At 72.0% G+C, this 9,513-nt stretch carries 5 protein-coding genes; all 5 read left to right on the top strand.

Annotated elements, in window-relative coordinates; translation table 11 throughout:
* The first annotated feature begins 2 nt into the window (after positions 1–2).
* The 5 genes from ACFWI8_RS32435 to ACFWI8_RS32455 all read left to right on the top strand — a co-directional run bounded on the left by ACFWI8_RS32435 (position 3) and on the right by ACFWI8_RS32455 (position 9,187).
* Positions 3–743: a DsbA family protein gene (locus tag ACFWI8_RS32435; protein WP_387098886.1), complete on the top strand. Its 741-nt coding sequence runs from the start codon at positions 3–5 to the stop codon at positions 741–743.
* Positions 744–879: 136 nt separating this feature from the next.
* Positions 880–1,851: a prolipoprotein diacylglyceryl transferase gene (gene lgt, locus ACFWI8_RS32440; protein ID WP_387098888.1), complete on the top strand. Its 972-nt coding sequence runs from the start codon at positions 880–882 to the stop codon at positions 1,849–1,851.
* A 242-nt stretch (positions 1,852–2,093) separates the two neighbouring features.
* The gene (locus ACFWI8_RS32445; protein WP_387098890.1) at positions 2,094–2,804 is read left to right on the top strand and encodes a VIT1/CCC1 transporter family protein; all 711 of its coding nucleotides are present in this window, start codon (positions 2,094–2,096) and stop codon (positions 2,802–2,804) included.
* Positions 2,805–3,177: 373 nt separating this feature from the next.
* Complete coding sequence (gltB, locus tag ACFWI8_RS32450; RefSeq protein WP_387098892.1) at positions 3,178–7,734, top strand: glutamate synthase large subunit; 4,557 nt, start codon at positions 3,178–3,180, stop codon at positions 7,732–7,734.
* Positions 7,727–9,187: a glutamate synthase subunit beta gene (locus tag ACFWI8_RS32455; protein WP_387098894.1), complete on the top strand. Its 1,461-nt coding sequence runs from the start codon at positions 7,727–7,729 to the stop codon at positions 9,185–9,187. Before gltB ends, ACFWI8_RS32455 begins: the two co-directional genes overlap by 8 nt.
* The last annotated feature ends 326 nt before the right edge of the window (positions 9,188–9,513 follow it).

A 9,513-nucleotide genomic window follows, 5' to 3' on the forward strand; every position in this document is an offset into this window, starting at 1 on the left:
GCGTGAGCCAGAGAAATCGTGACGGAAAGCAGAGCGCCCGCGAGCGGATCAAGCGGGCACGGGAGCGGGAGCGCGTCTCGGAGCGGCGCGCCAGGGGCGCCAAGGTGGCGGGCGTGGCGGTGGTCGTCCTCGCGGCCGCGGCCGCGGTGGGCATCATCGCGGCGAACAACGGGGGCAGCACGAGCGGCGCCACCGACGCCGAGCCCATCACGGTGGGCTCATCCGACGCGCCGGCGACGCTGACGGTCTACGAGGACTTCCGCTGCCCGGCCTGCGGCACGTTCGAGGACAACTTCCGGGACACCGTCAACGAGCTGACGGACGCCGGGAAGCTGCGCGTCGAGTACCACCTGGTCAGCATCATCGACGGCAACGTGGGCGGCAGCGGCTCCAAGGCCGCGGCCAACGCCGCCGCCTGCGCCCGCGACGAGGACCGGTTCCGGGAGTACCACGACGTGCTCTTCGAGCACCAGCCGGCCGAGCAGGACGACGCGTTCGCGAACACGTCGCACCTCATCGACCTCGCCGGGAGCGTCGAGGACCTGGACAGCGACGCCTTCCGCTCCTGCGTCGAGGACGGCAGCCACGACGGCTGGGTCAGCGACTCGAACGCCGCCTTCCTGAACTCGGACTTCAACGCCACCCCCACCATCCTGTTGAACGGGGAGAGCGTCTACGGCGACGCCAACAACCCGCTGACGCCGGACAGCCTGCGCGACCGGGTGAACCAGCTGGCGGGCTGATCCGCCGGCTCCTGACGGTGTGTGCCCGGCCGGTCGCGGTGTGTGGTGTCGGGTCCGCCGGGTGGCCCTCGGGCGCCCCCCGGAAGGACCCGCGGATTACCTCATGCCGGCCGGGCAGGGTAGCGTCGGGGTCACCATGGAGATCCTTGCCTCGATTCCCAGCCCCAGCGAAAGCGAGATCCACCTCGGACCGCTGCCGCTGCGCGGATACGCGCTGTGCATCATCATCGGCGTCTTCCTGGCCATCTGGCTCGGCGGCAAGCGCTGGGTCGACCGTGGCGGGAAGCCGGGCACCGTCGCCGACATCGCCGTGTGGGCCGTCCCCTTCGGCCTGGTCGGCGCCCGTGTGTACCACGTGATCACCGACTACCAGCTCTACTTCGGCGACGGCCGGGACTGGGTCGACTCGTTCCGGATCTGGGACGGCGGCATCAGCATCTGGGGCGCGATCGCCGGTGGCGCCCTCGGCACCTGGATCGCCTGCCGGCGGCGCGGCATCGCGCTGCCGCCGATGGCGGACGCGCTCGCCCCCGGCATCGCGTTCGCACAGGCGATCGGCCGCTGGGGCAACTGGTTCAACCAGGAGCTCTACGGGCGCGCCACCGACGTGCCGTGGGCGGTGGAGATCGACAACGGCCTCGACCAGGGCACCTTCCACCCGACCTTCCTCTACGAGTCGCTGTGGTGCCTGGGCGTCGGCGCGCTGGTGATCTGGGCCGACCGCCGCTTCCGCCTGGGTCACGGTCGGGCCTTCGCGCTCTATGTCGCGGCCTACACGGTCGGCCGCTTCTGGGTCGAGTACCTGCGGATCGACGAGGCGCACGAGTTCCTCGGCCTGCGGCTGAACAACTGGACCTCCCTGGCCGTCTTCGTGGCGGCGGTCCTCTACCTGGTGATCTCCGCGAGGCGGCACCCCGGCCGCGAGGAGAACGTCGAGCCGGACGCTGAGGCCACCGGGGCCGAGGAGGCGACGGAGCCGGCGGAGGCGGCTGACGCCGCGAAGCCGGACGCTGAGGCCGCTGAGACCAAGACGGAGACCAAGGCGGACGCGGGGTCGGAGTCGGACGGGAAGTCCGGCGACGCCGACGCGAAGGCGGCCGCCGGCTGACGCTGGGTCCCCCGACACCCACCCGCCCTCACCCGCGGCCCGCGCCTCAGGCGCGGGCCGCGGTCGTTTCCCCACCCTTCGCTACCGCGAACGCCCACCGGCGCGGAGCAGGGGCGGGTGGGTGCGAGAAGCCAGCGGCCCGCTGGCCACGGGGTTAGTACGCCCTGCCTTGCTAGCCAGTGGCCGCGTCCCGGTGTCAGGCTGAGGCCCGGCGCTCGCAACCGGCAGGGAGGAGGTCCCGCATGTCCGCTTCCGCTTCCGCGGAGTCGCACCACCGTCACCGCGATGTCACCGGGGGATGGCTCAGGCCGTCCGTCTTCGGGGCGATGGACGGGCTGGTCTCCAACCTGGGCCTGATCAGCGGCGTGGCCGGCAGCTCCGCCTCCTCGCACGCCATCGCCGTCGCCGGGATGGCCGGCCTCGCGGCCGGGGCGTTCTCGATGGCGGCGGGGGAGTACACCTCGGTGGCCTCCCAGCGGGAGCTCGTGCTGGCCGAGATCGACGTCGAGCGGCGTGAGCTGCGCAGCCACCCCTCCGCCGAGCTGGCCGAGCTCGCCGACGTGTACGTCAGGCGGGGCGTCGAGCCCGGGCTGGCCCGGGAGGTCGCGCGCCAGCTGTCGGCCGATCCCGAGCAGGCGCTGGAGATCCACGCCCGGGAGGAGCTGGGCGTGGGACCGAGCGACCTGCCGTCACCCACCGTGGCCGCGGTGTCGTCGTTCGGTTCGTTCGCGATCGGGGCGCTGTTGCCGTTGCTGCCGTACCTGCTGGGCGCCACCAGTCTGTGGCCCGCCGCGCTGGTGGCGCTCGTCGGACTTTTCCTGTGCGGCGCGGTGGTGGCCAGGGTGACCGCGCGTTCCTGGTGGTACAGCGGGCTGCGGCAGCTGGTGCTCGGCGCGGGCGCCGCCGGGCTCACCTACGCGCTGGGGGCCCTGCTGGGCACGTCCCTGGGATAGCCGGGGGGTGGACCCGGCGCGATCCGGCGTGCATGATGTCCCGGATGCCGGGAATAGCCCGGGCGGGTCCGGGTGCTATGTCCCGTGGGCGCGCTTTGGGTGAGCTTTGTTTCCGGCGGGTTTCAGTTGTTTGTCGGCGGGCATGTGTCCCGCATCGACGAGCACCGGTGCACCCGTCGACCCCGTAAAGCTTTGGGCGGGCATGTCCGCCATCTCCGGCACGGCCAAGCGGCGCGAAGTCCGTATCGTGGACTGTGCTATCCGCTTCCCGGGAACCGGACCATCGTGTAACCTGCACGAAAATTTTATGTACACCAGGGCCAACGTCGTCCCTCGGAACAGCAAAAGACCAAGACGACGACGGGAGAGCCGGATGCGTTCTGCGTCCCACCCGGTAGCGCAGGGGATGTACGACCCACGCAACGAGCATGACGCCTGTGGTGTCGGCTTCGTCGCCACCCTCACCGGTGAGGCCAGCCACGAGCTGGTCGACCAGGCGCTGACCGTTCTGCGGAACCTGGAGCACCGTGGGGCCACCGGCTCCGACCCGGACACCGGCGACGGCGCCGGCATCCTCATCCAGATCCCGGACGCCTTCCTCCGCGACAGCGTCCCGTTCGTCCTGCCCGCCTCCGGCGGCTACGCCGTGGGCATCGCCTTCCTGCCCGCCGACCCGACCGAGGCCGCCGAGGCCGTCGCCCGGATCGAGGGCATCGCCGCCGACGAGGGCCTGGCCGTCCTCGGCTGGCGAGAGGTGCCGACCGCCCCCGGGCTGCTCGGCGCCGCGGCCCGCGAGACCATGCCCGTCTTCCGGCAGCTGTTCGTCGCCGACGCGGCGGGCGAGAAGACCGGTCTCGCGCTCGACAGGACCGCCTTCGCGCTGCGCAAGCGCGCCGAACGCGAGGTCGGGGTCTACTTCCCGTCGCTCTCCGCCCGCACCATCGTCTACAAGGGCATGCTCACCACGGGCCAGCTGGAGCCGTTCTTCCCGGACCTCTCGGACCGCCGGCTGGCCAGCGCGATCGCCCTGGTGCACTCCCGCTTCTCCACCAACACGTTCCCGAGCTGGCCGCTCGCCCACCCCTACCGCTTCGTCGCGCACAACGGCGAGATCAACACCGTCCGCGGCAACCGCAACTGGATGCGGGCCCGGGAGTCGCAGCTGGCCAGTGAGCTGTTCGGAGACGCGGAGCGGCTCGAGCGACTCTTCCCGATCTGCACCCCGGACGCCTCCGACTCGGCCACCTTCGACGAGGTCCTCGAACTGCTGCACCTCGGCGGCCGGTCGCTCCCGCACGCCGTGCTGATGATGGTTCCCGAGGCGTGGGAGAACCACGCCACCATGGACCCGGCCAGGCGCGCGTTCTACCGGTACCACTCCACGATCATGGAGCCCTGGGACGGCCCGGCCTGCGTCACCTTCACCGACGGCGTCCAGGTCGGCGCCGTACTCGACCGCAACGGTCTGCGTCCCGGCCGCTACTGGGTGACCGACGACGGCCTCGTGGTGCTCTCCTCCGAGGTCGGCGTCCTCGACATCGACCCGGCCCGGGTGGTCCGCAAGGGCCGCCTGCAGCCCGGCCGGATGTTCCTGGTCGACACCGCCGAGCACCGGATCATCGAGGACGACGAGATCAAGGACCGGCTGGCCGCCGAGCACCCCTACGCCGAGTGGCTGGAGGCCGGCCTCATCAAGCTGGCCGACCTGCCCGAGCGCGAGCACGTGGTGCACACCCACGCCTCCGTCACCCGCCGCCAGCAGACCTTCGGCTACACGGAGGAGGAGCTGCGGGTGCTGCTCGCGCCCATGGCGGGCAGCGGCGCCGAGCCGATCGGCTCGATGGGCACCGACACCCCCATCGCCGCGCTCTCCGCCCGGCCCCGGCTGATCTTCGACTACTTCACCCAGCTGTTCGCGCAGGTCACCAACCCGCCGCTGGACGCCATCCGCGAGGAGCTCGTCACCTCGCTGTACTCCTCGCTCGGCCCGCAGGCCAACCTGCTCGAGCCCACCGCCGCCTCCTGTCGCAGCGTCACCCTGCCCTTCCCGGTGATCGACAACGACGAGCTGGCCAAGCTCATCCACGTGAACGCCGACGGCGACCTGCCCGGGTTCGCCGCCGCCACCCTCTCCGGCCTCTACCGCGTCAGCGGCGGCGGCCAGGCGCTCGCCGACCGGCTGACCGAAATCTGCGCCGAGGCCGACGCCGCCATCGCCGACGGAGCCCGGATCATCGTGCTCTCCGACCGGCACTCCGACGCCGAGCACGCCCCGATCCCCTCGCTGCTGCTCACCTCGGCCGTCCACCACCACCTGATCCGCACCAAGCAGCGCACCCAGGTCGGGCTGCTGGTCGAGGCCGGCGACGTGCGCGAGGTGCACCACGTCGCGCTCCTCATCGGCTACGGCGCCGCCGCCGTCAACCCCTACCTGGCCATGGAGTCCGTCGAGGACCTGGTCGCGCGCGGCACCTACCTGCCGGACATCGAGCCGCAGGTCGCCATCCGTAACCTCATCAAGGCGCTGGGCAAGGGCGTGCTGAAGGTGATGTCCAAGATGGGCATCTCCACCGTCGCCTCCTACCGCGGCGCGCAGGTCTTCGAGGCGGTCGGCCTGGACGAGGCGTTCGTCGACACCTATTTCCACGGCACCACCTCCAAGATCGGTGGCGCCGACATCGACGTCATCGCCCGCGAGGTCGCCGCCCGGCACGCCAAGGCCTACCCGGTCTCCGGCGTCGCCCCGGCCCACCGCGACCTGGAGATCGGCGGCGAGTACCAGTGGCGGCGCGAGGGCGAGCCGCACCTGTTCGACCCCGAGACCGTCTTCCGGCTCCAGCACTCGACGCGCGAGCGCCGCTACGACGTCTTCCGCCAGTACACCCAGCGGGTGAACGAGCAGTCCGAGCGGCTGATGACGCTGCGCGGCCTGTTCCGGCTGAAGGACGGCGAGCGGCCGCCCGTGCCGATCGAGGAGGTCGAGCCGGTCAGCGAGATCGTCAGGCGCTTCTCCACCGGCGCGATGAGCTACGGCTCCATCTCCAAGGAGGCGCACGAGACGCTGGCCATCGCCATGAACCGGCTCGGCGCCAAGTCCAACACCGGCGAGGGCGGCGAGGACTCGGAGCGGCTCGTCGACCCCGTCCGTCGCAGCGCCATCAAGCAGGTCGCCTCCGGCCGCTTCGGCGTCACCAGCGAGTACCTCGTCAACGCCGACGACATCCAGATCAAGATGGCCCAGGGCGCCAAGCCGGGTGAGGGCGGCCAGCTGCCGGGGCACAAGGTCTACCCCTGGGTGGCGAAGACCCGGCACTCCACGCCTGGCGTCGGCCTGATCTCCCCGCCGCCGCACCACGACATCTACTCGATCGAGGATCTGGCCCAGCTGATCCACGACCTGAAGAACGCCAACCCGGCGGCCCGCATCCACGTGAAGCTGGTCTCCGAGGTCGGCGTCGGCACCGTCGCCGCCGGCGTCTCCAAGGCACACGCCGACGTGGTGCTGATCTCAGGACACGACGGCGGCACCGGCGCCTCGCCGCTCACCTCGCTCAAGCACGCCGGCGGCCCCTGGGAGCTCGGCCTCGCCGAGACCCAGCAGACGCTGCTGCTCAACGGGCTGCGCGACCGGATCGTCGTGCAGACCGACGGCCAGCTCAAGACCGGCCGCGACGTGCTGATCGCCGCGCTGCTCGGTGCCGAGGAGTTCGGCTTCGCCACCGCGCCGCTGGTCGTCTCGGGATGCGTCCTGATGCGGGTCTGCCACCTGGACACCTGCCCGGTCGGCATCGCCACCCAGAACCCGGTGCTGCGCGAGCGGTTCGCCGGCAAGCCGGAGTTCGTCGTCAACTTCTTCGAGTTCATCGCCGAGGAGGTCCGCGAACTGCTCGCCGAGCTCGGCTTCCGCACCCTGGAGGAGGCCGTCGGTCACGCCGAGCTGCTCGACGTGTCGCGGGCCGTCGACCACTGGAAGGCGCAGGGCCTCGACCTGGCCCCGCTGCTCCACGTCCCCGCGCTGCCGGACGGCGCCGCCAGGCACCGCACCGTCGCGCAGGACCACGGCCTTGCCAAGGCGCTGGACAACGAGCTGATCAGGCTCTCCTCCGACGCGCTGTCCGCCGACACCCCGGAGGCGGCCCAGCCGGTGCGGGCCCAGCTCGCCATCCGCAACATCAACCGCACGGTCGGCACCATGCTCGGCCACGAGGTGACGAAGAAGTTCGGCGGCGCGGGCCTGCCCGACGACACCATCGACATCACCTTCACCGGCTCGGCAGGCCAGTCCTTCGGGGCGTTCCTGCCGCGCGGCGTCACCCTGCGTCTGGAGGGCGACGCCAACGACTACGTCGGCAAGGGCCTCTCCGGCGGCCGCCTCGTCGTCCGCCCCGACCGGGGCGCCGACCACCTGCCCGAGTTCTCCACCATCGCCGGCAACACCATCGGCTACGGCGCCACCGGCGGCGAGATCTTCCTGCGCGGCCGGGTCGGCGAGCGGTTCTGCGTGCGCAACTCCGGCGCCACCGTCGTCGCCGAGGGCGTGGGCGACCACGGCTGCGAGTACATGACCGGCGGCGTGGCCGTCGTGCTCGGCGCCACCGGGCGCAACTTCGCGGCCGGCATGTCCGGCGGCGTCGCCTACGTCGTCGACCTCGACGCCGCCCAGGTCAACCCCGGCTTCGTCCAGGTCGAGGATCTCGACGAGGCGGACCGCGAGTGGCTGCACGACGTGGTGCGGCGGCACGCCGAGGAGACCGGGTCCACGGTCGCCGACCGGCTGCTCAAGGACTGGGACGGCGCGCTGGCCCGGTTCAGCAAGATCATGCCCACCACGTACAAGGCCGTGCTCGCCGCCAAGGACGCCGCCGAGCGGGCCGGACTCTCCGAGTCCGAGACCCACGAGAAGATGATGGAGGCGGCGACCCATGGCTGACCCGAAGGGCTTTCTCTCCACCGAGCGCGAGGTCGCGAAGTCCCGCCCCGTCGAGGAGCGGGTCAGGGACTGGAACGAGGTCTACGTCCCCGGCTCGCTGCTGCCGATCATCAGCAAGCAGGCCGGCCGCTGCATGGACTGCGGCGTTCCCTTCTGCCACAACGGCTGTCCGCTGGGCAACCTGATCCCGGAGTGGAACGACTACGCCTACCGCGGGGACTGGACGGCGGCCAGCGAGCGGCTGCACGCCACCAACAACTTCCCCGAGTTCACCGGCCGGCTCTGCCCCGCGCCGTGCGAGTCCGCCTGCGTGCTGGGCATCAACCGCCCGGCGGTGACCATCAAGAACGTCGAGGTCACCATCATCGACAAGGCGTGGGAGGCCGGCGCCGTCACCCCGCAGCCGCCGCAGCGGCTCTCCGGCAAGACGGTCGCCGTCATCGGCTCGGGCCCCTCGGGCCTGGCCGCCGCCCAGCAGCTGACCAGGGCAGGACACACCGTCGCCGTCTACGAGCGCGCCGACCGGATCGGCGGCCTGCTGCGCTACGGCATCCCCGAGTTCAAGATGGAGAAGCGGCACGTCAACCGCCGCATAGAGCAGATGCGCGCCGAGGGCACCAAGTTCCGCACCGGCGTGGAGGTCGGCCGTGACATCGACGCGGCGGCGCTGCGCCGCCGCTACGACGCGGTCGTCATCGCGGCCGGCGCCACCACGGCGCGCGACCTGCCGGTGCCGGGCCGCGAGCTGAACGGCGTCCACCAGGCCATGGAGTACCTGCCGCTGGCCAACAAGGTGCAGGAGGGCGACTTCATCACCTCGCCGATCTCGGCCGAGGGCAAGCACGTCGTCGTCATCGGCGGCGGCGACACCGGCGCCGACTGCGTCGGCACCGCCCACCGGCAGGGCGCGGCGTCCGTCACCCAGCTGGAGATCATGCCGCGGCCGAGCGACAGCCGGCCGGAACACCAGCCGTGGCCGACCATGCCGATGACCTACAAGGTCACCTCGGCCCACGAGGAGGGCGGCGAGCGGATCTACTCCGTCTCCACCACGCACTTCGAGGGTGACGAGGACGGCAACGTGCAGTGGCTGCACCTGGTCGAGGTGGAGTTCGTCGACGGCAAGCTGGAGCAGAAGCCCGGCACCGAGCGGCGGATCCCGGCCCAGCTGGTCACCCTCGCCATGGGCTTCACCGGCACCGACCGGGAGAACGGCCTGGTCGAGCAGTTCGGCCTCGAACTGGACACGCGGGGCAACATCGCGCGGAACGCCGAGTACGCGACCAACGTGGACGGCGTCTTCGTCGCCGGCGACGCGGGCCGCGGCCAGTCGCTCATCGTCTGGGCCATCGCCGAGGGCCGCGCGGCGGCGCGCGGCGTGGACCGCTATCTGACGGGGCAGTCCACCCTGCCGTACCCGGTGCGGCCGACGGACCGCGCGCTCGCGGCCTGACGGGCCCTGGCCGGGCGGGCCTCACCGCGCCGCCCGCCTCCTGAGTCGTTCCGTACAGCGTCGTACGGACACGACCGGCGCCCGCCCCATCCCGACCGGGGCGGGCGCCGGGTTTTTTGGGGCCGAGGATTCGCTGGACGCGGTTTCGCTGGGCGCTCGGCCTGAGCCGCGGCCCGCCCCGGCCCGACCAGGCGGCGCAGCCGCCGAGGTCGGGCCTGGCGGCCGTGCCGGCCTGGCGGCCGTGCCGGCCTGGCGGCCGTGCCGGCCTGGCGGCCGTGCCGCGCCCACCCACCGCCCTCCGGGCGGGTCGTCGCGCGGTGGGGGTC

This window comes from Streptomyces sp. NPDC127098, from assembly GCF_042722465.1.
Classification (GTDB): domain Bacteria; phylum Actinomycetota; class Actinomycetes; order Streptomycetales; family Streptomycetaceae; genus Streptomyces; species Streptomyces millisiae.